This is a genomic window from Sphingopyxis sp. (assembly GCF_035686825.1).
Lineage (GTDB): Bacteria > Pseudomonadota > Alphaproteobacteria > Sphingomonadales > Sphingomonadaceae > Sphingopyxis.
Genome location: NZ_DASRYZ010000007.1, coordinates 354,227 through 377,512 on the forward strand (window position 1 = coordinate 354,227; position 23,286 = coordinate 377,512).

The 23,286-nt window shown below is 62.9% G+C and carries 19 protein-coding genes and 1 tRNA gene; 11 read left to right on the forward strand and 9 right to left on the reverse strand.

Translation table 11 applies throughout. The features are described from left to right. Position 1: 1 nt before the first annotated feature. Positions 2 to 769, reverse strand: coding sequence for a 23S rRNA (guanosine(2251)-2'-O)-methyltransferase RlmB (rlmB, locus tag VFG17_RS19590; protein WP_325031046.1), 768 nt, complete (start codon positions 767 to 769; stop codon positions 2 to 4). A 78-nt stretch (positions 770 to 847) separates the two neighbouring features. Here rlmB and VFG17_RS19595 point away from each other — a divergent pair. Both VFG17_RS19595 and VFG17_RS19600 read left to right on the forward strand, forming a co-directional pair. Beyond that, a tRNA-Tyr gene (locus VFG17_RS19595) sits at positions 848 to 933 on the forward strand. 196 nt (positions 934 to 1,129) lie between these two features. Beyond that, on the forward strand, positions 1,130 to 2,362 hold the full coding sequence (locus VFG17_RS19600; protein WP_325031047.1) for a tyrosine-type recombinase/integrase: 1,233 nt from the start codon (positions 1,130 to 1,132) through the stop codon (positions 2,360 to 2,362). Between the two features lie 104 nt (positions 2,363 to 2,466). Here VFG17_RS19600 and VFG17_RS19605 read toward each other — a convergent pair whose 3' ends face one another. The 3 genes from VFG17_RS19605 to VFG17_RS19615 form a co-directional block, all read right to left on the reverse strand. Beyond that, entirely contained in the window at positions 2,467 to 2,649 is a 183-nt protein-coding gene (locus tag VFG17_RS19605) for a helix-turn-helix transcriptional regulator (RefSeq protein WP_325031048.1), read from the reverse strand. A gap of 456 nt (positions 2,650 to 3,105) precedes the next feature. Beyond that, positions 3,106 to 5,421, reverse strand: a complete 2,316-nt coding sequence (locus tag VFG17_RS19610; RefSeq protein ID WP_325031049.1) for a TonB-dependent receptor — start codon at positions 5,419 to 5,421, stop codon at positions 3,106 to 3,108. 137 nt (positions 5,422 to 5,558) lie between these two features. Further along, positions 5,559 to 7,763: a molybdopterin-containing oxidoreductase family protein gene (locus VFG17_RS19615; protein ID WP_325031050.1), complete on the reverse strand. Its 2,205-nt coding sequence runs from the start codon at positions 7,761 to 7,763 to the stop codon at positions 5,559 to 5,561. Between the two features lie 716 nt (positions 7,764 to 8,479). On the opposite strand from VFG17_RS19615, the gene VFG17_RS19620 reads away from it, so the two are divergent. From VFG17_RS19620 to VFG17_RS19630, 3 genes are all read left to right on the forward strand, one after another. Continuing rightward, a complete protein-coding gene (locus VFG17_RS19620; RefSeq protein ID WP_325031051.1) occupies positions 8,480 to 9,061 on the forward strand; it encodes an RNA polymerase sigma factor in 582 nt (193 codons plus the stop codon). A 166-nt stretch (positions 9,062 to 9,227) separates the two neighbouring features. Beyond that, positions 9,228 to 10,478 (forward strand): MFS transporter, encoded by a 1,251-nt coding sequence (locus VFG17_RS19625; protein WP_325031052.1) that lies wholly within the window; start codon positions 9,228 to 9,230, stop codon positions 10,476 to 10,478. A 139-nt stretch (positions 10,479 to 10,617) separates the two neighbouring features. After that, positions 10,618 to 11,271, forward strand: a complete 654-nt coding sequence (locus VFG17_RS19630) for a TetR/AcrR family transcriptional regulator (RefSeq protein WP_325031053.1) — start codon at positions 10,618 to 10,620, stop codon at positions 11,269 to 11,271. A 43-nt stretch (positions 11,272 to 11,314) separates the two neighbouring features. Here the strand turns inward: VFG17_RS19630 and VFG17_RS19635 are convergent, their stop codons facing one another. Beyond that, positions 11,315 to 11,902: a flavin reductase family protein gene (locus VFG17_RS19635; RefSeq protein WP_325031054.1), complete on the reverse strand. Its 588-nt coding sequence runs from the start codon at positions 11,900 to 11,902 to the stop codon at positions 11,315 to 11,317. A gap of 355 nt (positions 11,903 to 12,257) precedes the next feature. Here VFG17_RS19635 and VFG17_RS19640 point away from each other — a divergent pair, with 355 nt between their 5' ends. Continuing rightward, positions 12,258 to 13,199, forward strand: a complete 942-nt coding sequence (locus VFG17_RS19640; RefSeq protein WP_325031055.1) for an NAD(P)-dependent oxidoreductase — start codon at positions 12,258 to 12,260, stop codon at positions 13,197 to 13,199. 376 nt (positions 13,200 to 13,575) lie between these two features. Next, the gene (locus tag VFG17_RS19645; protein WP_325031056.1) at positions 13,576 to 15,084 is read left to right on the forward strand and encodes an NAD(P)/FAD-dependent oxidoreductase; all 1,509 of its coding nucleotides are present in this window, start codon (positions 13,576 to 13,578) and stop codon (positions 15,082 to 15,084) included. Between the two features lie 160 nt (positions 15,085 to 15,244). On the opposite strand, the gene VFG17_RS19650 is transcribed toward VFG17_RS19645, so the two are convergent. The 4 genes from VFG17_RS19650 to VFG17_RS19665 all read right to left on the reverse strand — a co-directional run bounded on the left by VFG17_RS19650 (position 15,245) and on the right by VFG17_RS19665 (position 18,991). Continuing rightward, positions 15,245 to 15,565: a 2Fe-2S iron-sulfur cluster-binding protein gene (locus VFG17_RS19650; protein ID WP_325031057.1), complete on the reverse strand. Its 321-nt coding sequence runs from the start codon at positions 15,563 to 15,565 to the stop codon at positions 15,245 to 15,247. A 70-nt stretch (positions 15,566 to 15,635) separates the two neighbouring features. Beyond that, entirely contained in the window at positions 15,636 to 16,892 is a 1,257-nt protein-coding gene (locus tag VFG17_RS19655) for a cytochrome P450 (RefSeq protein ID WP_325031058.1), read from the reverse strand. A 162-nt stretch (positions 16,893 to 17,054) separates the two neighbouring features. Beyond that, entirely contained in the window at positions 17,055 to 17,663 is a 609-nt protein-coding gene (locus VFG17_RS19660; RefSeq protein ID WP_325031059.1) for a TetR/AcrR family transcriptional regulator, read from the reverse strand. 152 nt (positions 17,664 to 17,815) lie between these two features. Then, entirely contained in the window at positions 17,816 to 18,991 is a 1,176-nt protein-coding gene (locus VFG17_RS19665; RefSeq protein ID WP_325031060.1) for an acyl-CoA dehydrogenase family protein, read from the reverse strand. A 425-nt stretch (positions 18,992 to 19,416) separates the two neighbouring features. Here VFG17_RS19665 and VFG17_RS19670 point away from each other — a divergent pair, with 425 nt between their 5' ends. The 4 genes from VFG17_RS19670 (at position 19,417) to VFG17_RS19685 (ending at position 23,246) form a co-directional block, all read left to right on the forward strand. Further along, on the forward strand, positions 19,417 to 20,673 hold the full coding sequence (locus VFG17_RS19670; RefSeq protein WP_325031426.1) for a D-amino acid dehydrogenase: 1,257 nt from the start codon (positions 19,417 to 19,419) through the stop codon (positions 20,671 to 20,673). A 39-nt stretch (positions 20,674 to 20,712) separates the two neighbouring features. After that, entirely contained in the window at positions 20,713 to 21,057 is a 345-nt protein-coding gene (locus VFG17_RS19675; protein WP_325031061.1) for a RidA family protein, read from the forward strand. 154 nt (positions 21,058 to 21,211) lie between these two features. Then, complete coding sequence (locus tag VFG17_RS19680) at positions 21,212 to 21,844, forward strand: 2OG-Fe dioxygenase family protein (RefSeq protein ID WP_325031062.1); 633 nt, start codon at positions 21,212 to 21,214, stop codon at positions 21,842 to 21,844. A 445-nt stretch (positions 21,845 to 22,289) separates the two neighbouring features. Next, positions 22,290 to 23,246 carry an aminotransferase class IV gene (locus VFG17_RS19685; protein WP_325031063.1) on the forward strand — a complete coding sequence of 319 codons (957 nt, stop codon included), beginning with the start codon at positions 22,290 to 22,292 and terminating at the stop codon, positions 23,244 to 23,246. Positions 23,247 to 23,286 lie beyond the last annotated feature (40 nt).

Sequence of the window (23,286 nt, forward strand, 5' to 3'; positions counted from 1 at the left end):
CTTATTGGCCCGTCGTCGCGACCGCGTAGAGCGCGATCGCGGCGGCGTTCGAGATATTGAGGCTTTCCATTCGCGGCGAGATGGGAAGCTTTGCCAGCACGTCGCAATGCTCCATGACATTGTGGCGCATCCCGTCGCCTTCGGAGCCGAGCACCAGCGCGACCTTGCTGCCGTCGAGCGTCGATCCCAGAGTCGTTTCGGTGTCACCCATCAGCCCGATGCGCCAATATTGCGCCTCGGCGATCTCCTCCAGCGCGCGCGACAGGTTGACGACGCGCACCCACGGCACCGTTTCGAGCGCGCCCGACGCCGAGCGCGCGATGACGCCGCTTTCGGGCGGGCTGTGGCGGTCCTGCGTGATGATCGCGGCGGCGTCGAACGCCGCGGCCGAGCGCAGCACCGCGCCGATATTGTGCGGGTCGGTGACTTGATCGAGGATGACGAGCGGGCGCTTGCTCTCCGCATCGACCTCTTCCTGGAGCAGGTCGCCGAGATGGATGTTCTCGAGCGGGTCGACCTCGATCACCAGCCCCTGATGCGGCGCGTCGCGCGCGACGAGTCGCGCGAGATCGGCGACGTCGGCGTAGCTGATCGGAATCACCGGCGGCAGGTCGAGCTGGCCCAATGCCTCGCGCGTGCCCCATATGCGCTTGACGGTGCGTTCGGGGTTGGCGAGCGCCGCCAATACGGCGTGACGGCCCCAGAAACGGACGGCCTGGCCGCGCGAATTCTGCCCCTGCGGGCGGCGATGACGGGAAAATTGCCTCATGCGGGCGCCTTTCCCATGACTGGCATTGACAGGCAAGCCTCGTTTCGCCATTGGACCGCTTCCCAAAGCGGGCCCCAAGGACAGGTGGCCGAGTGGTTAAAGGCAGCAGACTGTAAATCTGCCCGGGTTTCCGTACGCTGGTTCGAATCCAGCCCTGTCCACCACCCTCTGGTCTGAGGGCATCCCAAAACTCCCTAGAAATGGCAGAAAACCTAGCGTATACTCGCATAGGTCGGCTCCCTGCATCCCACTCCGTTCCACTGCAGCTCAGCAAAAACTGTGGGGAGAATGTGGGGATAGATTTTTTGACCTTCGAGAATCGGCCTCCCAAGTGTGGGGATAAAAATTTGGGGTAACCCTATGAAAAAGCTTACAGCTTTCGCGATCAAGGCAGCTATGACACGTCCTGGTACCTACCAAGACGGTGACGGGCTGTTTTTGAAAGTAAGCAAAAGCGGTGGAGCGTATTGGCTTTTGCGTCTGCAACGTGACGGCAAGCGTCATGACATCGGCTTAGGCAGCGCCAAATTGTTATCGCTCTTGGAGGCTCGTCAAAAGGCCAACGAACTTCGCAAGGCGGTCAAAATCGATCGCCGCGACGTGCTAGCGGAGAGGAAAGATGAAGCCGCGGCCAAGGTAACTTTCCGCGAAGCCGCGCGCCAGTATCATGTAGAAAATGCGGCGGGCTGGAAAAGCGCCATCTATGCGCGCCAATGGCTCGCGGCTCTCGAGAGCCACGCCTTTCCGAAATTGGGCGACGTTCCGACCGGGCGAATCACGGCGGCGGCGATTATCGACGTGCTGTTGCCGATTTGGCAGGAGATTCCTGAAACGGCGCGTCAGGTGCGCAACCGGATCTGCGTCGTCCTCGATTATGCGCACGCGAAAGGCTGGCGCTCCACCGAAGCTCCGTCGGGCAATGGCAGCCTGAAAGCCGGGCGTGGATTGCCCCGTCAGATCAAGTCTCGAGAGAATCGCAAGGCGATGCCCTACAGCGCGCTGCCTGCCTTCCTCGCGGTTTTGCGACGAAAGCCGGCTTTCGGGCGGCTGGCGCTCGAACTGCTCATCCTTACCGGCGTGCGCAGCCAGGAGGTTCGGCTCGCGACATGGGCCGAGTTTGATTTCGAGGGGCGCCTCTGGACTATTCCCGCCGACCACATGAAGCGGGACAAGGCGCACATGGTCCCGCTATCCGACGCGGCTCTCGCGGTGCTGGCCAAAGCGAATGCCTTTCGGCTTCCCGATACCGATGTCGTTTTCCCAGGGGTGGCCGGAAAGTCGATGTCCGACATGACGCTGCTGAAGGTGCTACGCGACATGAAGGTACCGTTCCATGTCCATGGTTTCCGGTCCACATTCACCGACTGGGCAGCCAACGAAGACTTCGCCGACGCCGTGGTGGAGGCGGCGCTGGCTCACAAGACACCCGACGCCGTGCAGGCGGCTTATCGCCGGACAACCTATCTCGGTACGCCGGCCCAGCCGGGCGCGCGTGTCAGGCTGATGGAGGCGTGGGGGAGCTATTGTGGCGGCAGCGCCGCCGGAACGGACAATATGGCTCCGCTGACCGAAGGCGAGCGCAGCCTCGATTGAGCGCGCACTGGCGGCGGCCGGCTGCCGTCAGAGGTTGCGGGTTTTCACAGTAGGCCGCGCAATGGGCGAGGATTCGGCCTGCTGCGAAAGCGTCTGTCCGGCCTTCAGGACGTGAGCCGTCCGGCCATCCAGTTTTCGATCTCCGATTCACGCCATGCGACGCATCGGCGCGTGAGCTGGAGCTGGCGGGGAAAGCTCCCGTCGCGGATTTGTCGGTAGAGCGTCGCGCGGCTGAGGCCGGTCCGGTCGAGCACGCTTTGCATTCTCAGAAAACGGTCGGGTTCCATGGCATATCCTGTCTTCGCTTTGGCGCTCCCGAACCCGATCTGGATGCATAGCGTTCCTGATATCAAGGCCCGCCAGCCGGTGGCGGGCAGGCGTGCGGCAGCGCTTCGCCATGCCGCCGGAGGATGCAGGAACGCACCATGGAATGCGCCGCCCTGCGCGCAAACCATCCGACGGTGCCGGGTCAATCGAACCATGGACCGCTGAGCGGCGCGGCAAGATAGCGGCGCGCGACGCGGACGAGCCTTTGCACCCTGAGGCGGTAGGACGCGCTCTCGATCTGCTATCGCCCGGCAGCTATCCGCCGCGGGCTTGCCCGGCAAGTCCGGAAGGCCCGTCTTTCCGGAAACGCCGATATCCGGAGCGGAAAGATGTGCTTTTCCGCTCCGGACGAAAGCTCCGACTTCCGATATCTTTTTGTCCTGGCCCGCTGCCGCCTGGCCCAGGACGGGCGATATCTAGAAGCGAACTCCGAGCGTGACGCCATAGGTTCGCGCCGCGTTGACATAGGCAATATTGCTGCCCCAGAATTCGCTGGGATCGTCAACAACAAGCGCCACGCGCTTATTTGTCAGATTTCGGATCCACAGCGACCCGTACACGCCCTCGCCGGGGCTGGTGTAGGAGAGGCGGGCATCGACGGTCGCGAAATCGCCGAGCCGGACGATATTTTCCTTCGACGTGTAATAATGGCCGCGATATTTCAGGTTCACCTCGGGCGCGAAGGTTCCGAGGCTTGTGTCGAGATCGTAGCGCATCGACGCGTTGAGGTTGAAATTCTCCGCGAGCGGCAGCTTGTTCCCGATGAGCGCGGGATCGGTGGATCGCCGGATCGAGGTGTCGGTAAAGCCCGTGCCGAGGTTCAGCCGGAGATTGTCGACCGGCACGGCCTCGATCTCCAGCTCGGCCCCGAGCATCCGCGCTTTCGGCAGGTTGCTGAGAAGCTGGAGCCCGCTGTTGGGGACGAGCTGGTTCGTCTGATAGTCACGGAAGTCGTAGAGATAGGCGCTGGCGTTCACGCGCAGCCTGCCGGGGATGAGGCTGCTTTTCACGCCGATTTCATAGTCGGTGACCGTTTCGGGGCGCACCGAGAGAATGCTCCCGTCGGCGTTGAGCACTTCGCTCCGCACGTTGGCGGTCGGCTTGAACGACCCGCCCTTGAAGCCGCGCGAGACGAGCGCATAGATCATGGTGCCCGGGCTGACCTGATAGTCGAGGGCGATCTTCCAGCTCAGATTTTTCCAGCTTTCCTTCCCGCCGAGCGATGGCTGCGCCGCCTGGAGCAGCGTGCCCAGATTCTGGGTTTCCACCGCGCGCTTGAAATCGGCGGCCTGGAAAGACGTGCGCGGGACGCTCGTCGGGAAATCCCAGCGCGACCGGAAGATATAGAAGATGTCCTTGTTCTCCCAGGTATAGCGCGCCGCCGCCGTGAGCATGAGTTCAGGGGTGATCTCGTAGGTTGTATGCGCAAAGACGGCGTAGGATTCGGTGCCCTGCCGCTGGCCGCGGGTATAGAGCACGGTGTTCGCATTGGGATAAAGCGTCTGGCCGAGCCACTCGGTCGCATCCCAGCTCAGCCGCGCCTTGATCTTCTCGTCCATATAGAAGCCGCCCACGATCCACTTGAACGGACCGGTTGCATTCGAGGCAAGGCGAAGCTCCTGCGTCCATTGGCGCACATTGGTCATGTAGTATGCGTTGAGGATCGGCACCGGCGACGTGTCGCCGTCGGTCATATAGGCCTGCTTGGCTTTCAGATAACCCGTTGCCGACGTGAGCGTGACGGGGCCGAGGTCGATGTCGGCCGTGAAGGAAATCGGGAGATGCTTCAGATTCCCGTCGGGGTTTCCGTCGATTTCGGTCACGCGATACTTTGTCGACGCGCCGAGATTCTGAAATCCGTAGTCGGCTTGCAACTCCGCCACGCTGCGCCCGTCGACCAGGGGACCGAACCCCGGCTTCGACGCGAGGCCCGGCGTGCTCTTCCACGACAGAACCGGGGAATTCCGGTTGAAATATTGCGCGCGCAGCACGGCGTGTACCCGATCGCTCGGTTCCCATTCCACGATGCCGCGAATGCCATAATAGTCGTTGCCGATCTTTTGCCGGGTGACGGTGTTGTAGACATCGCCATCGGACCTCTGGCCGGTGTAGGCGATGCGGATGCCGAGCGTGTCGCTGAGCGGACCGCTGATGGCGCCGTTGACGATATTCTGGTTGAACCGCCCCAGCGTCACATCGGCATAGCCGCTCCACGACTTGGTGGGCATGGCCGAAATGAAGCGAATGGCGCCGCCGGTCGCATTGCGGCCGAAAAGCGTGCCCTGCGGGCCGCGCAGCACCTCGGCGCGTTCGATGTCCCAGGTGAGCGCCGATTGCGCGAGCGCGGCGTTCAACGGCACGTCGTCGAGATAGACCATGTTCGAGGTCGTCGCGTTCGGGTTGAAATCGGACTGCGCGATACCGCGGACCGACAGACGCGGTACGCCCTGCGCCTCATCGATCTGGACATTGGGAATCTTCGCCGCGAGGTCGTTGATCGTCTGCATGGTCGCCAGCGCCTCGGTGCCGAGGACGGTCATCGAGATCGGTACCTTCTGGGCGCTTTCCTCGCGGCGCTGGGCCGTCACGAGGATTTCGGTCAGGCCGGCACTCTCGTCGGTCGCGGTTTCTGCGTCCGGTGCGCGGGTCTCCTGCGCTTCGGCCTGCGCGGCGGTCGTGAGCGCGATGGCGCAAGCGCTCGTCAGAAGCGTCGATTTCAGCCAGTTATCCATAACCATCCCCTTTCGTTCGGTCCCTCGGCGGTGCCGGCAGAAAGGAGGACAAGGCTCGGAGCGACTTTGGTAACGCGAAGTTGCTTTCAAGCGATCCGGTGCGGGCCGGATCGGAATAGTCGGGGGAGACGGAGCCGCTAGGCGCGGATACGGCAGGGAAGGCCGCGCATGAGCCACGACCCCATGACCGGATCGAGATCCGCGTCCGCGTTGCTCGTGCACATGTTGATGCTGGTCTCGGCGACGCCGAACGGGTCGGCCGGCGTTGGCCCGCGTTCGGGATACCACCAGCGATCGGCATGAACGACATCGGGAGCGAAGCGCTCTTCGATCCGCGCCATCTGCCGCGCCGACCCGACGGGGGTCTCGATCGTGACCCATTGCTCTGCCTCGATTCCGAGCTTGCTCGCGAGGTCGGGGTGCAGGGTCACGAAAGGATGGGGATTCTTGCGGCGGAAGGCCAGCGTCTGCTGCGAGCTTTGGTGGAACCCTTCAAGCTGCCGTCCGCCGGTCGTCAGGATCAGCGGATAATCGGGCGCATGGTCGAAGACGCCGGACCAGCGGAAATGCGGCAGCGGGTCCTGCCCCCATTCTTCCATCATGCTGCTGCGCAGTTCGACCTTGCCCGACAAAGTGCCATAGGCGCGGGCGGAGGGTGGCGGCGGGCCGCTATTGTCCGGGTGGCGCGCAGCCGCTCCCGTCACCGGGCCGAAATGCCCCGCAACCGCGTCGAATGTCAGCCCTGCAGGTTCGAGCATCCGGTTGTAGAAGGCTTCGGCGCTTTCGGGCCACCAGTCTTCCTGCCCGCATCGCCGGCCGAGATCGCGAAACAGATCATAGTCGCTGCGATGCTCGTGCTCGGGCGCGATGGTGGCGGCGTTTGCCTCGACATAGTCGCCGGACCATCCCATGAACCCTCCACCGACCGAGAAATAGGGTTTCTCCAGCCAGTGCGCGGCGGGCAGCAAATAATCGGCGAGGCAACTGGTGGCGTTCAGGAACAGATCGTGGACCACCAGCAGTTCCAGATTGTCGCTGAGCAGCGCCGTGCGCGCCTCACCGCTATTGGCGCTGCCGCCAACCGGATTATGCGTCTGGATGACAAGTGCTTTCACCGGATAGGGGCGCCCGGACAGGATCGCCTGCCACAAGGTCGGTTCGTGCGCGCTTGAAATCCATTCGGGAATACCGCGCTTGCCGTACCAGGCCTCGCTCATCGCCTCGTCCAGCCGGTCGTAGCCACCGATGCTTCCGAAGCGATCGGCGCCCAGCGCCTTTGCGCGCTGTTCCCTCGATATCGTCTCGGGCGCCATCCAGTCGGCGTTCGCGAGAATGTCGCGCGGCGGTCCCTTGAGCATATGGCCGCCCGGCCGGTTCAAATTGCCGGTGATCGCGATGAGGCACGCCATGATGCGCCCTTGCTGCACCGCCGTCACCCCTGACTGGCAGAGGCCATTGCCGCAGCCGAATACGGTCGGTCCATCGCCGGACATCATGTGGGCAGCGGCGCGAATGTCTGCCTCCGGAACCCCGGTGATGGCGGACACGCGATCAAGGGGATATTCGGCTGCCCGCGCCTTCAAAGCCTCGAAGCCGATTGTCTCGCGGGCGACGAAACCGGCATCGTAGCGACCGGACGCGATGATCTCATTGAGCAATCCCAAACCGAGCGCGGCATCGGTACCCGGCCGTGACTGCAGCCAGAGGTCGGCGCGCGCGGCCTCGTCGGTACGCGCGGGATCGATGACGACGAGCCGGGTTCCTTCGGCGAAGGCCTTTTCCATCACGCGCCACGCGGGTCGCGCCGACTGCGTCGGCCGGCGACCCCAAAGGACCAGCGTTTCGGTCACGCCGGGCACGGGCGAAGACGCATGGGTCGGCCCGAAGCCATAGGTCAGATATTCGCCCATGGCCGTCGGCCCGACGCAGATCTTGTCCTGCGCGACCATATTGGGGCTGCCGATAAGGTTCATGAAACGCTTGCCGATGCCGGCATCCGAACCGCGCGTGGTGCCGCAGGAATGCGCGATACTCTCCGGGCCGTGGTCGGCGGCAAGCTGCATGAGCTTTGCGGCGATTTCGTCGAGCGCCTGTTCCCATGAAATCGGCTCCCACTCGCCGCTGCCGCGCGCGCCGCTCCGTTTCAGCGGACGATGAATGCGATCGGGCGAATAATGGAGTTGCGGAGCCTGCGCGCCCTTCGGGCAGATAAAGCCGCCAGTCCTCGGGTGATCGCGATCCCCCTGAAGCCGCACCACCTCGCCCGCCTTCAGATAGGCGATATGGCCGCACTGCTGCGAGCAGGTGAAGCAAATGGTGCGCTTCTGGATCGTTTCGGACACCGGGCAGCCTTTTCTCTAGTGAAGTCCTCTGTTCCGGCGACAATCGAAGCGCCTCGACTGGTAACGCGCGGCGCTTATTTTTTGAACCGGTTCCGGAGGCGGGCGATCGCGCGTGCCCGCGGCGGATGATGTGCAGGGAAGGGGCGTGCCGCCTGCTGGCGACACGAAGCAAGACGTGCGCTGTTCGAAATTTCGTCGAGGCGGGCAGGGCAATTGTTCCGCCTGCCCGAGGCTGTGGGCGTGCGGGAAAACCGGAAGCGATTCTCTCGCCTCCTTGTCCGGCTTTGGCTGCTTTGGCGAGCCTCCCTGCCTTTCGATGCGGGAATTTTATCATCCGGAACAGCGCCCTACCCGAAAAAGGGCTCGCGACAATTTTTCTTATTGACTGATCAATCAGTCAGCGAAATATTCGCACGGTAAGCGGGGCCAGGAGCGGAAATCCGACGGCGGCCCGTCGCGGCTTCGGGAGAGGAATCTTGAAAATGGCAAACGCGTGCCGCGGTGCAAAACCGCAAAGTCAGCGAGGGGAGAGTCGTCCCACCGGCCCGGCGAGGCTCCGCGATGGCATCGGAAGACTGATCATCCGGTGATCTGAAAACGGGCCATCCGTTTCGGCCGCCCGAACAATCGCTGCACCCGTCCCGTTCGGACTGCTTCCGTTCGTCCTTTCCGGCTTCGGCCTTGTTCCCCGATTTTCGGGGAGGGGAGACTATTGCATGGTCGATGATCACGCGCTGGCATATTGGTTCCGCACCGAAGTCCTGCCGCTCGAAGGAGCGCTGACCCGCTTTTTGAGGCGGAACTGGCGCGCATCGCAGGACGTCGGCGACCTCCGTCAGGATGTCTACGAACTGACCATCTCGGGCGCCCGCAGAGAACTTCCGCACAACGCCCGCGCCTATCTTTTCACGGTCGCGCGCAATCATCTCATCAATCGCAGCAAGCGCGCCAGGATCGTCGCTTTCGATCTGATGGCCGAACCGGAGGTCGTGATCGCCGATGTCGATTTTCATGCCGCCGAGCGGCATCTGACCGCGCGGGATTCGCTCCGGCGCATTCAGGATGGCATGAACCGCCTCTCGCCGCGCATCCGTGAAATCGTCGAGCTTCGCAAGATGGACGGATTGAGCGCCCGCGAAACCGCCAGCCGTCTCGGTATCGGCCTCGACGCGGTGAACAAACAGACCGGCATGGGCGTGCGCGCGCTCGCGAATTTCGTGCAGGGCGGTCGCGGGCTGGTCGTCCGCCAGCCTCGTCGCATCACCGGGCGTACGGCCGTTTCGGCCGGCGCAAACTGATGCCTTCGCGTTCGGTCAATAAATGTCCGAGGCTTCGGCCGTCGACCGGAAAGAGCGTTCCCATTTTTGCCGGACCGATTGTCTCCGACCCGGAGTGCCGACCTTCCGGCGTTCGGGTCTCGCGCCGGACGACCGGCCGGCCTCTGCCAACAACGAGTTGAACGCCATGGCCTCGATCTCATCCCGACCCTGTTACCGGTTCATCGTGCTGGCGCTGCTCCTGCTCGTCTACGCCTCCAACTATATCGACCGGATCCTCGTCGCCGTGCTGGCGGAAGACATCAAGGCCGACCTGCAGCTTTCCGACGCCCAGCTCGGCGTCCTCGGCGGCCTCGCCTTTGCGATCCTTTATACCACGCTTTCCATTCCGTTCGCGATGCTGGCCGATCGATCGAGCCGGACCTGGGTGATTACCATCTGTCTCTCGGTGTGGAGCGTCTTTACCGCGCTTTGCGGGGTGGCGACCAGTTTCTGGCAAATTCTCTCGTTCCGTATGGGAGTGGGGATCGGCGAGGCGGGAGGTGTCGCGCCCTCCTATTCGGTCGTGTCGGCCTATTTTCCGCCCGACCAGCGCGCCCGGGCGCTTGCTGTCTACAGCCTCGGCGGCCCGATCGGGGCGTCTTCGGGCTATCTCCTGGGCGGCTTCGTCGCCGAGGTCGCCGACTGGCGCACCGCGTTCCTCGCCGTCGGGCTTCTTGGCCTGTTGCTCGCTCCGCTATTCCGTATCGTCGTACGCGAACCCGCATCCCGGGAGGTGAAGGAGGTTTCGGTTCCGGTCAGCCGCGTTTTCTCCATCCTGGCGCGTCAGCCGAGCTTCTGGCTACTGTCCTGGGGCGCCGCGATCGCCAGCATCCCGGGCTATGCCGTCCTGTTCTGGTTGCCGAGCGTCATGCAGCGCAGTTACGCGCTGCCGATGGAAGCGGCGAGCCAGATCGTCGGCATGCTCGTGCTCGTCGCCGGTGTTTCGGGTCTGCTGGCTGGCGGATGGCTTTCCGAAAAATCGGGCAAGCAGGACATGGCGGCTTATGCGCGGCGACCCGGTCTCGCGCTTGTCGCTGCGGCGCCTCTCTTCCTCGCCGGGCTGTATGCCGATCAGCTGTGGCTGACCCTCCCGTTGGTGATGGTGGGGCTTGCCATGTTCTACGCATGGATCGGGCCGAGCCTTGCGATCGTGCAGAATATGGTGCCCGCCAATATGCGATCGACCGCTCCGGCCTGCATGCTTCTCATCATCAATCTCGTCGGTCTCGGGGCGGGTCCGTGGATCGTCGGTCTGATCTCCGACGCCTTCTCGGCGCTTTCGGGTCCCGATGCGCTGCGGCAAAGCCTGCTGACGACTTTTCCTCTTTTCGCGGTCGGGGGCCTGATGCTGATGGCTGCGGCGCGGCGCCTCGATCTGCGGGCCGCAGCGGCGTGATATCGAGATCGTTTCGGTCTCGGCATTTTGCGGAGCGGCGAAGCGCGGACCAATGCGCCATGGCAATTCGCCCGGATGGCATTATGCCTGAGCTTCCTTCCGCGACGATCCAATCGATGAAAGGGTATCGAGCGATAATATGGCGAACCTAACGCAAAGCGCGCCGCGTGAAACGGCCGGCCGCAGGAAGAGCCGCAGCGAGATCGCGGCCGAACGGCGCAGCGAGATCATCGATGCGTTCATCGATTGTGTCCGGCGCCTTGGAATTCACGGCAGTACGGTCGAGCAGGTCGCCAAGGCCGCGGGCGTCAGCCGGACACTGATATTCCACTATTTCGGCGACATGGACTCGCTCTTGCAGGCGGCGCTGGAACGGATCGTGTCCAGTTCGGTCTATGGCCTCACCCTCCACGGGGAAGGGCTGGGCGCGCAGGAGCGCCGCAAGCGGCTGGTCGACTTCATCGTCAGCGGCGAACATTTCCAGACGCCGAGCGACGTGGTGCTGATGGCCGAACTTGTTTCGCTGGGCGTGCGCGACGCGGGCGTCGGCGACCTTGCCTGCCGCGGATATGGCGAGTCCATAGCGACGAAAGAAGCCGAACTGGCGGCCTGTTATCCGGAGGCCGATACCCCAGCGCGCCGGGCGGTCGCCTATGCGTTGATGTGCCTCTCGGAGATGCACTGGCATTTTACGGCGATCGGCCTGGGCGGCGAGGCGCGGAACCGGGACGTCCGGCTCGCCTGCAACGCGCTCCTCGGCATATTGGAGGAACCTCCGGTGAGCGGCGCCTGAAAGGGGAATGGCGAGCGGCTCCCTGGGATAGGCCGCGCGTCGCTTACGGCATATGCAAGATGCTGCCCAGCGTGGCGTAGGTCGGCCCACCGAGCCGCGCGACCGGTGCAAGCCGCCGCTGATCGATCTTGCCATCCCCGATCAGTTCGTCGTCGATATGAAAGCGGACGACCTCGCCGACGATCGCCTCCGCTCCGTCGGAGCCATATTCGATGCTCGAATGGAAGATGCATTCCATCTGGACCGGAGAGCCGGCGATGCGCGGCGCGGAGATCAACTCGCCGGGTATGAGCTCGACTCCCAGCAGCTCGGCCTCGCTCGCTTCGGGAGGATAGGGCGCCGATGTCGCGTGAGCGGTTTCAAGCAGCTTTTCGCTTACGATGTTGATGACGAAACATCGCTGCGCGAAAATGTTGCGCGCGGTGTCCTTGCGCCGGCCATTCTCGCGCCAGATACCCACCTGGAGCAGCGGGGGCATGTTCGAGACAAAGGTGAAGGCGCTGAACGGCGCGAGGTTCACGATGCCCCGGCTGTCGATCGTGCTGATCCAGGCAATGGGGCGCGGCACGACGATCCCGACCAGCAATTTGTAGATTTCCAGTTCGCTCAGGCTTTGGGGGTCGATTAGCATGGGGCGCCTTCTTTCCGAGCGGTTGTCGCAGGATGACGGTATGAAGGAAGACAGGCAGGGTCGGGAATTTGGTAACGCCTCCGCATGGCTGATCATTTTTGACCTTGAATTCGGGAAGGACGAGCGCCCGAACCGCAACAGATGCTGAATTCGATATTTACACGATATTTATCGAAAATTATTGCGGTCATCTTCCGATCCCTTTAGGAATGTGAAGGATCGGAGGACCGCTCAATCTCCGAGGGGAGTGGTCGCCGAGGACGTGCCCGCGCGTTGCGGCCCGATGCTGCGGCGTGTGAGTTCGGTTATCGACATGTTTGGCGCGGGTCGGCTCGCGACTTGGGAGGATAATATCTTGCGCGAACAGAACAATGGCAGCTCCGATTTCGATGTATCCGTTCTGGGGCTGGGTGCGATGGGAACCATCATCGCGCGCACGCTGACGGAAAGGGGAAAGCGCGTCGCGGTCTGGAACCGGTCGCCCGGCAAGGCGGAAGGTCTGCGCGCGAGCGGCGTCCATATCTGCGATACGGCCGAAGATGCGCTGAGGGCCAGCCCGGTATCGATACTGGTGCTGCTCAACAGCGAGGTCGCTCGCGAAACGCTCGGCGCACTGTGCGCCTCCGGCGCGCTCGCCGGGCGCGCACTGTGCGCCTCCGGCGCGCTCGCCGGGCGCACCATCGTCAATTACAGTTCGGGCAGCGCCGAAGAAGGCGAGGAATTGCAAAAGCTGGTTGCGGGGGCCGGTGCGCGCCTCGTCAAGGGGACGATCATGTCCTATCCGCGCAACATCGGTCATCCCGAAAGCTATTGCATCCATACCGGCGATCCGGGCGCCTTCGAGGATCATCGCGAACTGCTCGAACTGCTCGCCGGCCACGCGATCTTCCTTCCGTGGAAGGAGGCTTATGCTTTGGCGACCGCGATCAACGCCCAGACCTTCACGGCCATGCTTTCCTTTTTTGAAGTCGCGGGCGCCGCGCATCGCATGGGCCTGCCTGTTCGCCAGATGGCCCGGCAGATCAACGATGCTTCGCGCTTCTTCGCGGCCGACGCGATCGAGGACGCCCTTTGCCGCTTCGAGGGAGCCGGGTTTGCGGGCGATCAGGCGACGATCGACGTTCATGAGGCCGGCTTTACATATATCAGGGAATATATGCGGTCGCAGGGCGCTTCGACGCCGATTTTCGACGCCGTGTGCGAGGTGGTCCGCCGCGCGCAGCGCGAGGGTCACGGGGAGGCGGACATAGCGGCCACGACGAAAATCTTCGCGCCCGCTGAGGCGTTCACGGAGTAAAGTCGCGGGCGGTATGCTCAATTGCTGTCGGCGACAGGCGTGCGCCGCGGTGAAGCTCTCCGGAAAGCTTCGGACAATTCCTGCCTGTAAGCTTGCGCTTCCTTCGGCGAGGCGGACCCGCACGCACATGTTCCGGGCGTCAGAAGCTGGGTTATGGAATTTTTATCGTCATATGCGCCCGAATTCGGCGCGTATTTTCGTGTTTTGGCCGTTTGATCTCGATAAGAGTCGATATTTATCGAAAAATATTGCAGCTACGCCTCTGCGGCATTAAGGTGGGCGCAATGGCGAGGAATATGCGCCGCTATTCGAAAGCGCTGCATTGATCCGGCAGGACGGGAGCGGGCCGACAGGTGCCGGAAGCGGAAAGCAAAATATGAGCCATATCGCGGAGGAAGTTGCCGGGGAGATCATCCGGGTAGACGTCTTGATCATCGGTGCCGGAATTTCGGGCATCGGCGCGGCCCATCATATGAGGGAGCAGCTTCCGGACAAGGATTTCCTGATCCTCGAGGCGAAGAACAGCTACGGGGGGACGTGGGATACCCATCGCTATCCGGGCGTCCGGTCCGATTCCGACCTCTACACCTTCGGCTACAGGTTCAAGCCATGGGTCGGTCCGCCCGTCGCCGGCCGGAGCGAAATCCTGCGTTATCTCGAAGAGGCAATTGCGGAGGGCGGGTTCACCGACAGGATCCTATATGGTCACCGCGTCGAGACCTGCCGCTGGAGCAGTTCGGATGCAAGCTGGCTGGTCGAAGCGGTCCGCAATGGTGACGAGAAAAAGATAGTCTTCGCCGCGAATTTCCTCTGGATGTGCCAGGGCTATTACGATCACGAAAAGCCCTATCTCCCCGAATGGCCCGCGATGGGCGACTTTGCGGGGCGAATCATCCATCCGCAGCAGTGGGACCCCGAACTGGACTATTCGGAAAAGCGGGTCGTGGTCATCGGCTCGGGCGCAACAGCGGCGACGCTGGTGCCCGCGCTCGCCGAGAAGGCGGCGCAGGTCACCATGCTGCAGCGCTCGCCGACCTATTTCTATTGCGCTCCGAACAAGAACGAGCTTGCCGACAGGCTGCGGGAAATCGGGATCGACGAACCGACGATCCACCGCGTGGTTCGTGCCGAAGTCCTTCATGATCAGGAGCTTCTGGCGCGCCGCGCGGTCGAGGAACCCGACGCGCTCTTCGAGGAACTCAAAGTCGCCATTCGGGACTATGCCGGCGAAAGTTTCGAGTTCGATCCGCATTTCGTGCCGCGCTACCGCGTCTGGCAGCAAAGGCTTGCTTATTGTCCCGATGGCGATCTCTTCCAAGCCTTCGGCAGCGGCCGCGCGAACGTCGTCACCGACGAAATCGATCACTTCACCCGCACGGGAATCGTGACGAAATCGGGCGAAGAGCTCGAGGCCGATATCGTCGTTGCCGCCACCGGCTTCCGGTTGCTGATGATGGGCAAGATCGAATTCGAGGTCGACGGGCGGCCGGTCGACTGGCACGAAACCGTGAACTACCGGGGAATGATGTTCACGGGCGTGCCGAACCTCGTCTGGGTCATGGGCTATTTCCGCGCCAGCTGGACCTTGCGGGTCGATCTGGTTGCCGACTTCGTCTGCAAGCTTCTGGCGGAAATGGACCGGCGCGGCACGCGCAAGGTTGAAGTCGCGTTGCGCGAAGAGGATCGCGACATGTCCTTGCTGCCCTGGATCGATAGCGAGAATTTCAACCCGGGCTATATCGTGCGGGGATTGGCGGAGATGCCTGTGCGCGGCGACAAGCCCGAGTGGATGCACAACCAGGATTATTGGCGGGAACGCGACGAGTTACCGCAAATCGACCTGTCCGGCGCGGAATTTATCTACCAGTCGGGCCGCGCAGCCTAGCCGCCGAACGGCGGGTTCCATTCTCAGGCGATGCAGCTTTTCGGGGCGGCGGCCCGCGTGACGAATATCTTTGCGGGCGTTCCGACGGGCAGACGGCAATCCCTCGTGCGCAGGATGCCGGGCGCAAGCGCAGCCCGGCATCGACGGCGATCGGCGCCGGTCAGTGCTGGCTTTCGGGCATTCGGACCGTCAGCCCGTCGAGCGAGGCGTCGATCATGATCTGGCAAGCGAGGCGCGAATTGGCTTCCACGCCTTCGGCGATTTCGAGCATGTCATTCTCCATTGCACTGCGTTCGCCGGTCTTTTCGAACCATGCCGGATCGACATAGACGTGGCAGGTCGCGCAGGCGCAGGCGCCGAAGCAATCGGCATCGATGCCGGGCACGTCGTTATTCTTCGCCGCCTCCATCACGGAGACCCCGTCTTCGGCTTCGATCGTGTGGACGGTATCATCATGTTCGACAAATATGATCTTGGTCATTGTCCGCTCGCGCGCCGTCAGACGCGCGCCTTTTTCTGAGTGGTGGTGGTGAACAGGAGTGCGGCGGCGCTCAGAGGCGCCGGGGAATGACGACCTGCATCGAATTATAGCCGCGAACGAAGCTGTTCGGCACGCGCTCGGGCTCCGCCGTCACGACGATCTCGGGAAAGCGTGTTGCGATTTCTTCCCAGAGAATCTTCAGCTGGAGTTCGGCGAGCCGGTTGCCGACGCAACGATGAATCCCGAACCCGAACGACAGATGGCGGCGCGCGTTGGGGCGATCGATCAGATAATCGTTCGGTCGGTCGATAACCGTTTCGTCGCGGTTGCCCGACAGATACCACATGGCGACCTTGTCGCCCTCGCGTATCGTCTTGCCGCCGAGTTCGACGTCGCGGGTCGCGGTCCGGCGCATATAGGCCAGCGGCGTCTGCCAGCGGATCGTCTCCGATATCATCGAGGGCAAAAGCGCCGCGTCCCGGTCGAGCTTCGCGCGCTGCTCGGGAAACCGGTGCATGGCATAGACCGAACCGGTCATCGAATTGCGCGTCGTGTCGTTGCCGCCGACGATGAGGAGCATCAGGTTGCCCAGATATTCTTCGGGGCTCATGTCCTTCATCGCCGGGCTGTGCGCCATCATCGAGATGAGATCGTCGCGCGGCTCGGCGCCCGCCCGCTCGTTCCACAGTCCGATGAACACCGAATAGGCCTCGTCCATCACCGCCTGAAACTCGGCCTGCCAATTGTCCGGTGTGTATAACGGGCTCGTCGGGTCAGCCGAGATCATGTCCGACCAATAGGTGAGCTTTCGGCGGTTCTCGAACGGGAAATCGAAAAGGGTCGCAAGCATCTGCCCGGTGAGCTCGATCGAGACCTTGTCGACCCAGTCGAACGGCTCGCCGACAGGCAGGTCGTCGAGACATTTCTGCATCCTGCTGCGGATGAGCGGTTCGAGATCGCGCAGACGGCCCGGCGAGACCGACGGGGTGACGGCCTTGCGCTGGACGTCGTGCTTCGGCGGGTCCATTGCGATGAAGCCTGGTGCGAAATCATCGTCGAGCGTGATATTGGGGCTCGACGAGAAATTATTATGGTCGCTGTCGACCGCGACGATGTCGTGGAACCGCGTGACCGACCAATAGGCGCCGCCGGGATGTTGCCCGGACGGATGATAATGCACCGGATCCTCATGTCGCAGGCGCTCGAAATAGGGGAGTACCGAATCGCTCGCCCATAGCGCGGTGTCGGTAAGATTAATCGCATCGAGCGGCACGGAGTTCGCTCGTTCGTGCGCTTCCGCACGTGCATGTGCCAGGTCTGTGCTCATGGAATCTCTCCTCTTTCCGTATCGGTTCGGCGCCCGTCCTGCGCGAACGGTTCCCGGAACGCCCAACCGGAGTGGCGTTGCATCTCATATTATTACAACTGTTGTAATGTTGATCTCACAATATGATACTGCCGTCAATCCTGCTTCTGCGAGAGGTCGGGATCAGGCCCGGATGCGGGAGAAAAACGCGTCGATGACGGCTTTGTGATGTTCGGCGGCGGGCAGGTCCGGATAATAGACCCCGTTGAGGCCCATGCCGTCGAAAAGATAGCCGAGAGTAGCGGTCTCATGGTCGATGTCGATATCGGGGCGCAGCAAACCGAGGCCGCGCAATCGCTCCAGACTGGCTCTCCAGGTGGCATTGACCCGGTTACTGAGATCGATCTGCCGCATCCGCTGTGCCGGTCGCGAATAGGCGCCGGTCGTGAAGGCCAGCCAGACTTTCCACCAGCGTCGCAATTCTTCGGTCGACGGCATGGAGGCAAGGAGGGCGTCCCGGAATGCCTCGACGGTTTCGAAGATATCGAAATGACGCCGCTCTTCGAGAAGTTCGACCATATTGTCGAAGACGAAATCGAGCAATTCTTCCTTGTTGCGGAAATGATAGGTGAGCACGCCCGTGCTGACGCCCATTTCCTGCGAAATTTCGCGCATCGACGTGCCTTCGAGGCCGACCCGCGCGATCACATTCGATGTCGCGAGGGCGACCTCGTCGCGCCGTCCCTGTTCGGAATTGTCATATCGTCTTTTGGGGTTCGCTATATTTGGCACGACGTCCGCCCGCTCCTGTCCGGGCGCTTCCATCGGGCGAAGCGCGGGGAAGTGTCAACCGTCCACGTGGCAGGAGCGGGTGGCAGGCGCTCCGGCGGAAGTTTCTTGTCTTTCCGCTCCCGCGCCCGTCTGCCCGGGGTTCCAGGGCATCGCTAGAACGCCGAAATGCCGGTGATCGCGCGGCCCAGAATGAGCGTGTGGATGTCGTCGGTTCCATCGTAAGTGCTCACGGCCTCGAGGTTGTTCATGTGGCGAATGACATCGAAACCCGCCGAAATTCCGTTTCCTCCGAGCATGTCCCGGGCCTTGCGCGCGATGTCGAGCGCCTTGCCGACATTGTTCCGTTTGATGATCGAGATCATCTCGGGCGAATATTCGTGGGCATCGATGAGGCGGCCCACCCGGAGCGACGCCTGGAGGCCGAGGCCGATCTCGGTTGCCATGTCGGCAAGCTTCTTCTGATAGAGCTGCGTTGCGGCGAGCGGCCGCCCGAACTGGCGGCGATCGAGACCATATTGGCGTGCGGCCGCGTAACAGCTTTCGGCCGCGCCCATGACGCCCCAGGAAATCTCGTATCGGGCGCGATTGACGCAGTCGAGGGGAGCCCGAAGCCCGAGCGCGGTTGGCATGATCGCATCGCGGCCGACCACGACATCGTCGAGGTGGATCTCGCCATTGATCGAGGTCCGGATCGAGAGCTTGTTGCGTATCTTCTTCGTCGACAGGCCCTTGGCGCCCTTTTCGATGATGAAGCCGCGTATGGCCCCGCCATGGGCTTCGCTGCGCGCCCAGACGATGAACAGGTCGGCGATCGGGGCGTTCGAAATCCAGGTCTTCTGTCCGACAAGCCGGTAGCCGCTATCGATGTCGACCGCGCGCGTCTCCATCGCGCTCGCATCCGACCCCGATCCGGGTTCGGTGAGGCCGAAGCATCCGATCAGCTCGCCCCGCGCCAGCGCGGGCAGATACCGCTTGCGCTGTTCGGGCGAGCCATAGCGAAGGATGGGGTACATGACGAGGCTCGACTGCACGTTCATCATCGAACGATAGCCGGTGTCGATGCGCTCGATCTCGCGGGCGACGAGACCATATGCGACATAGGATGCTCCCGCGCATCCGAAGGCTTCGGGCATGACGATCCCGAGCAGCCCGTGTTCGCCCATTTCCCGGAACAATGCCGGATCCGAATAATCGTCGCCGAAATCCTCGTTCACGCAGGGAAGCAGGCGCTCCTGCGCAAATGCCCGCGCTGCGTCGCGAACGATCCGCTCGTCGGGTTCCAACTGGGACTCGAGGCAGAACGCATCTTCCCAGTCGAACGCGGTCATGGCCGGGCTGCGCAAAACATGTCGAGGCGTTTTCGCCTCATCGCGTCGATCACTGACAGGCCTCCCGGTCGATCGCGGCAGTCGCTCCGCGCACGCAATTCCATCTATTATCGATTTATATCTAATATGATTTCCTGCGTCAACGATCGAGCCGACCCGCGGAACTTTGCAGTCATCGCTAGAAAACTCGCCAACAAATAGAGTGTGTTTCGTAGCAAGGCCAAGACCGCGACCCCGGCTCTCATCCCGGCTTCCTCGATGGCGTGACGAATATTATCGATATTAATCGATTAAAAGCTTATGGTGGGGCAGGAGATGCCGGAAGGCGATTCGGTAAAAGGGACAGGGATGAGGGAGAGCGCGAAACGCTGCGGTCCGCGGCCGTACCCCGATGGTCCGGACCGCGGGAACGGGGAGTATGAGTGATGAAAGTCGCGATATTGGGCGGCGGCGTCATCGGGGTGACGAGTGCCTATTATCTTTCGCTTGCCGGTCACGAGGTCACGCTGATCGACCGGCGGCAGGGGCCGGGTCTGGAAACGAGCTTCGCCAACGCGGGCGAGATATCGCCGGGATATGCCTCGCCCTGGGCGGCGCCCGACGTGCCCCGCAAGGCGCTCAAGTGGCTCTTCATGGAGCATGCTCCGCTGATCCTCAAACCGCGGTTCGACTGTGCGATGCTGTCCTGGCTCGCCGCCCTCCTCGGCAATTGCACGGCGCGGCGCTACGTCGAGAACAAGGCGCGCATGGTCCGTCTCGCGGAATATAGCCGCGACCAGCTTCGGGAAGTCCGGGAGGCCACGGGTATCGCCTATGACGAGCGCATGCAGGGCACGCTGCAACTGTTTCGCACCGAGGCGCAGCTCGACGGTATCGCCAAGGATGTCGGCGTCCTTGCCCGCGACGGTGTTCCGTTCGAGGTCCTCGACCGGCGGGGTTGCGTGGCGGCCGAGCCGGGGCTGGCGCACTCCGCTGCGGACATCGCCGGCGGGCTGCGATTGCCCGCCGACGAAACCGGCGACTGTTTCAAATTCACAACTGCGCTGGCCGACGTCGCGCGATCGCAAGGTGCGACCTTACGCTTCGGGGAAAGGGTCGAACGGCTGGTGAGGGGCGCGGGCGGCATCGAAGCCGCCGTAACCGACAAGGGGGTCGTCAAGGCCGACGCCTTCGTCGTCGCGCTGGGCAGCTACTCGCCCGGGCTGGTGCGTAGTCTCGGGCTGCGGCTCCCGGTCTATCCCGTCAAAGGCTATTCGATCACCGTTCCCATCATCGAGGAGGCGCGTGCGCCGGTCTCGACCCTGCTCGACGAAAGCTACAAGATCGCGATCACGCGTTTAGGGGACCGTATCCGCGTTGGCGGCATGGCCGAAGTCTCGGGGTTCAATGCCGAGCTTCCCGAACGTCGCCGCCGCACGCTCGAACACTCGCTTTCGGGCCTTTTCCCCGCGGCCGGAAACCTTGAAGGTGCGACCTTCTGGTCGGGACTCAGGCCGATGACGCCCGATAGCACGCCCGTCGTCGGCCCGACGCCTGTCCCCAACCTTTTTCTCAATACCGGCCATGGAACGCTCGGGTGGACGATGGCATGTGGTTCGGCGCGCGTGATCAGCGACATGATGAGCGGGCTGTCGCCGCAAATCGAGACGCGCGATCTCGGCATCGCGCGCTATGGCGCCTGACCCAGGTGCATGGTCACGATAAATGAAAGGAAGATAGCGATGACAATCAAGCGGATCGATACGGGACCGCGCATGAGCGGAGCGGTTGTCCACAAGGACACGGTGTATCTGTCGGGGCAGGTGGGCACGCCCGGCGAGAGCGTCGGCGACCAGACCCGCGAGGTCCTCCGCGAGATAGACAGTCTGCTGGCGGCTGCGGGAACCGACAAGACGCGCCTCCTGAGCGCAACCATCTGGCTTGCGGATATCGCCGACTTTTCCGAGATGAACAGGGTGTTGGATGCCTGGGTGCCCAAGGGGCAGGCCCCGGCCCGCGCGACCGGCGAGTCCCGGCTCGCCGCACCGGGCTACAAGGTCGAGATCATAGCCATTGCGGCGCTATGACCGCCTTTTGCTGACACTCGGAAGGCCTGAGCCCGTGCCGGACGCGGGCGCTGCCGTGCCCGAGCGCGACGACCGGCGGGACTCGCGGGCGGATATTTCGGCCCGGCTGTCGAGGGACGGATGGGCGCGTCAGGCCGCGGCGGAGATGAGGGCTATGCTCGGCGCCGACGAAAGCGATTGGCGGCGTTTTGCCGGCGGTTGGGATGCAATGCCTCTAGATGCCTATATGGCCGACGGCGGCAGCTACCGGCGGCGGCGATATGGCGTCTTCGATATAGGTTCGCGCCTGATTACGCCCGTTCCCGCGCGGCCGCATTACCAGAGCCTCGGGCACAACAGGCTCAACGGCGGTATCGATCGATGGTTTGCGCCTTTGTCGGAGGATGTGGCCGGCAGCATCACGCTCGCGCGAATTCTCGAATGCTGCCGCGCGCTATATGCTCCCTTGGCACCGATCGTGGAAAGCTGGCGCGCCGAAGTGCACCAGTTCCGGATCGAGGCGATCGGGCGCGACGCCGGTCTTCCCACGCCCGAGGGGCGCCACCGCGATGGGGTCACGGCCGGCTTCGCGATGCTGATCGCGCGCGATGGTGTCGATGGGGGTGTGACACGCCTCTGGACACCTGGCGGCGGCCATTTGGCGAGTTTTACGATGACGGAGCCGGGCGAGGCGCTTTTCTTCGACGACCGCAGGCTCCTCCACGATGTCACGCCCGTAAGTGCGACCGCGAAAGTTTCCGGGGGGTGCCGCGATGTTCTCGTTGTCACCTTCGCGCCGGGGAACTGAGGCTGGCGATGCCGCAGCTCCGGGCGGCTCCATATCGATATATATTATGTAAATTCCATTCGTGGCGGCGCGGTCTCCGGCGATGCGTCATGCCTGCGATCGGGCTCGCGGCCACTGAAGGCAAAAGCGAAGGGGGCGGCCGCACGCGGATGACAAGTCGGCCGGATTGTCGAACTCTGTTAAAAATGACTTTGAAAACCGGGTTTTCGAGCGCGCACCCTGTCTGGGCCGGCGCGCGTCTCTCGTGGGGATGGACGCCGATCTCCTGTGCGTACGGCGCAAGGAGGGGCAGGAGGCCTCCGGACTGAGGATGAGAAATAGTCGATGTTTATTGATTATCTCTTGACATCGGTCCGGAGATAGCGGAGCTTCATCCCAGACGCCGGTCGCTTGGTGGCCGCGAGCTTCGGTGCGCATTGGCGCAGTTCAGGGATGGGAGCAGGACATGTATTCGATGGAAGCGGTGTTGGGCGCTCACCAGAAGCGCAACGAGCTATTGGCGGCGAGTTCGAACCCGCTCGCGGGCGGTGTCGCATGGATCGAGGGCGAGCTCTATCCGCTTGCCGAAGCGCGCATTCCGATCCTCGATCAGGGCTTCCTCCGGTCCGATCTGACCTATGACGTTCCCGCCGTCTGGGACGGGCGCTTCTTCCGGCTCGACGACCATCTCGAAAGGCTGGAAGCGAGCTGCGAGAAAATGCGCCTGCGCATGCCGATGGATCGCGCATCGGTCCGCGAGAAGCTCGTCGAGATGGTCGCAAAGAGCGGCATTCGCGATGCCTATGTCGAACTGATCGTGACGCGCGGCCTCAAGTTCATCCGCGAATATCAATCGTACGAGAATAATCTCTATCTGATGGTCATGCCCTATGTCTGGGCGATGCGGCCCGAGATGCAGATGACCGGCGGTCCGGCGGTGGTGACGCGCACGGTGCGGCGTACGCCGCCCGGCGCGATGGATCCGACGATCAAGAATCTGCAGTGGGGCGATTTCGTGCGCGGCTGGCTCGAGGCGATGGACCGCGGCGCGGTCTATTCGCTGCTTCCCGACGGCGACGGCAATATCACCGAAGGCGGCGGCTACAATGTCTGCGTGATCAAGGATGGCGTGCTGTCGACGCCCTCGCGCGGCGTTCTCGAAGGCGTCACGCGCAAGACCGTGCTCGAGGTCGCAGCGGCGAAGGGGTACAAGACCGTCGTCGATTTCGTCCCGGTCGACGACCTGTACCACGCCGACGAAATCTTCGTCTGCACCACCGCGGGCGGCGTCATGCCGATCACCGAACTCGACGGGAAGCAGGTCGGCGGCGGCCAGGTCGGCCCGATCACCCGCCAGATCTGGGAAGGCTATTGGGAAGCGCATTATGATCCCAAATACAGCTTCGCGATCGACTATCCCTGAGCCCGGGAGACGAGACGCATCCGGCTAGACAGCAGCCCTG

What these genes read in the sequence shown, in the direction of transcription:
- VFG17_RS19650 (WP_325031057.1), bottom strand. Translation starts at nt 15,565, where the DNA reads ATGACCAAGATCATATTTGTCGAACATGATGATACCGTCCACACGATC.
- VFG17_RS19645 (WP_325031056.1), top strand. Translation starts at nt 13,576, where the DNA reads ATGAGCCATATCGCGGAGGAAGTTGCCGGGGAGATCATCCGGGTAGAC.
- VFG17_RS19670 (WP_325031426.1), top strand. Translation starts at nt 19,417, where the DNA reads ATGAAAGTCGCGATATTGGGCGGCGGCGTCATCGGGGTGACGAGTGCC.
- VFG17_RS19665 (WP_325031060.1), bottom strand. Translation starts at nt 18,991, where the DNA reads ATGACCGCGTTCGACTGGGAAGATGCGTTCTGCCTCGAGTCCCAGTTG.
- rlmB (WP_325031046.1), bottom strand. Translation starts at nt 769, where the DNA reads ATGAGGCAATTTTCCCGTCATCGCCGCCCGCAGGGGCAGAATTCGCGC.
- VFG17_RS19610 (WP_325031049.1), bottom strand. Translation starts at nt 5,421, where the DNA reads ATGGATAACTGGCTGAAATCGACGCTTCTGACGAGCGCTTGCGCCATC.
- VFG17_RS19600 (WP_325031047.1), top strand. Translation starts at nt 1,130, where the DNA reads ATGAAAAAGCTTACAGCTTTCGCGATCAAGGCAGCTATGACACGTCCT.
- VFG17_RS19605 (WP_325031048.1), bottom strand. Translation starts at nt 2,649, where the DNA reads ATGGAACCCGACCGTTTTCTGAGAATGCAAAGCGTGCTCGACCGGACC.
- VFG17_RS19675 (WP_325031061.1), top strand. Translation starts at nt 20,713, where the DNA reads ATGACAATCAAGCGGATCGATACGGGACCGCGCATGAGCGGAGCGGTT.
- VFG17_RS19635 (WP_325031054.1), bottom strand. Translation starts at nt 11,902, where the DNA reads ATGCTAATCGACCCCCAAAGCCTGAGCGAACTGGAAATCTACAAATTG.
- VFG17_RS19655 (WP_325031058.1), bottom strand. Translation starts at nt 16,892, where the DNA reads ATGAGCACAGACCTGGCACATGCACGTGCGGAAGCGCACGAACGAGCG.
- VFG17_RS19680 (WP_325031062.1), top strand. Translation starts at nt 21,212, where the DNA reads ATGCTCGGCGCCGACGAAAGCGATTGGCGGCGTTTTGCCGGCGGTTGG.
- VFG17_RS19625 (WP_325031052.1), top strand. Translation starts at nt 9,228, where the DNA reads ATGGCCTCGATCTCATCCCGACCCTGTTACCGGTTCATCGTGCTGGCG.
- VFG17_RS19685 (WP_325031063.1), top strand. Translation starts at nt 22,290, where the DNA reads ATGTATTCGATGGAAGCGGTGTTGGGCGCTCACCAGAAGCGCAACGAG.
- VFG17_RS19630 (WP_325031053.1), top strand. Translation starts at nt 10,618, where the DNA reads ATGGCGAACCTAACGCAAAGCGCGCCGCGTGAAACGGCCGGCCGCAGG.
- VFG17_RS19620 (WP_325031051.1), top strand. Translation starts at nt 8,480, where the DNA reads ATGGTCGATGATCACGCGCTGGCATATTGGTTCCGCACCGAAGTCCTG.